We start from the raw sequence: 1,361 nt of genomic DNA, 5'->3' as shown, positions 1-1,361 counted from the left end.
CCTCGCCGACTGGGCGGCGGCCATCGACGCCGTCGCGGCCTCGCCGAACGTGACGGCCAAGCTGTCCGGCCTGGTCACCGAGGCGTCCTGGACCGGCTGGTCGGCCGAGGGCCTGCGCCCCGCCGTCGAGCACGCGCTCGCGGCCTTCGGGGCGGGCCGGCTCATGTTCGGCTCCGACTGGCCGGTCAGCCTGCTGGCCGCCGCCCGCTACGACACGTGGGTCGAGACGCTGTCGGGTCTCCTGGCCGGTCTGCCGCCGGCCGCGCAGGAAGCGATCTGGCACGGCACGGCGCGTCGCGTGTACGGCCTGCCCGCCTCCGTGACCCAAGAACCCCGGCAAGAAGAGGAGCAAGGATGAAGTTCGCCCGGATCGGAACCCCCGGCCAGGAGCGACCCGTGGTGCACGACGGCGACGGATGGCGGGACCTGAGCCCGCTCACGGCGAACCTCGACGGAGCCTTCCTCGCCGCCGACGGCGTGGCGCGCACCCGCGCGGCCCTGACGGCCGGGACGCTCGCCGAGGTCGACGTGGACGGCGAGCGGTTCGGCGCCCCGGTGGCGCGGCCGTCCGCCGTCGTCTGCGTGGGCATGAACTACGCGGCGCACGCCGCGGAGTCCGGCTCCGCCCCGCCGGAGCGCCCGGTGATCTTCCTCAAGACGCCGAACACCGTGGCCGGGCCGGACGATGTCGTCACCATCCCGCGGGGCAGCCGCAAGACGGACTGGGAGGTGGAGCTCGCGGTGGTGATCGGCCGCCGCGCGAGCTACCTCGACTCGCCCGAGCAGGCACGCGACGTGATCGCCGGGTACACCGTGGCCAACGACCTGTCGGAGCGCGCGTGGCAGATCGAGGAGTCCGGCGGCCAGTGGTCCAAGGGCAAGAACGCCCCCGGCTTCACGCCGCTCGGCCCGTGGCTCGTCACGCCCGACGAGGTGGACGGGGCCGGCACCGGGCTGCGGCTGCGCTCCTTCGTCAACGGCGAGCCGCGCCAGGACTCGTCCACGGCCGACCTGATCTTCGGCGTCGACGTGCTGGTGCACACCCTCAGCCAGTACCTCGCCCTGGAGCCCGGTGACGTGCTGCTGACCGGCACGCCCGAGGGCGTCGCGCTGTCGGGCCGGTTCCCGTACCTGCGCCCGGGCGACGTCGTCTCGGTCGAGATCGAGGGCCTGGGCCGCCAGCGCCAGGAGTACGTGGCGTGGGAGCCGGAGGTGCGCGCATGACCGCCTTCGACGGCCTCGTCGCCGTCGTCACGGGCGGGTCCTCCGGCATCGGCGCCGCGATCGTGCGCCGGCTGCGAGCGGGCGGGGCCCGGGTCGCGGTGTTCGACGTCGACCCCGACGCGGCCGACGCCGACCTC

At 74.9% G+C, this 1,361-nt stretch carries 3 protein-coding genes; all 3 read left to right on the top strand.

Annotated elements, in window-relative coordinates; genetic code table 11:
• On the top strand, positions 1-358 hold a 358-nt coding region (locus PROKR_RS03200), incomplete at its 5' end, for an amidohydrolase family protein (protein ID WP_036959475.1).
• Positions 355-1,224 carry a fumarylacetoacetate hydrolase family protein gene (locus PROKR_RS03195; protein ID WP_036959474.1) on the top strand — a complete coding sequence of 290 codons (870 nt, stop codon included), beginning with the start codon at positions 355-357 and terminating at the stop codon, positions 1,222-1,224. The genes PROKR_RS03200 and PROKR_RS03195, both read left to right, overlap by 4 nt.
• A partial coding sequence (locus tag PROKR_RS03190) for an SDR family NAD(P)-dependent oxidoreductase (RefSeq protein WP_036959473.1) occupies positions 1,221-1,361 on the top strand: 141 nt, incomplete at its 3' end. The genes PROKR_RS03195 and PROKR_RS03190, both read left to right, overlap by 4 nt.

Source organism: Promicromonospora kroppenstedtii DSM 19349 (genome assembly GCF_000515355.1).
Lineage (GTDB): Bacteria > Actinomycetota > Actinomycetes > Actinomycetales > Cellulomonadaceae > Promicromonospora > Promicromonospora kroppenstedtii.
This window is presented reverse-complemented; position numbering and strand designations above follow the sequence as displayed.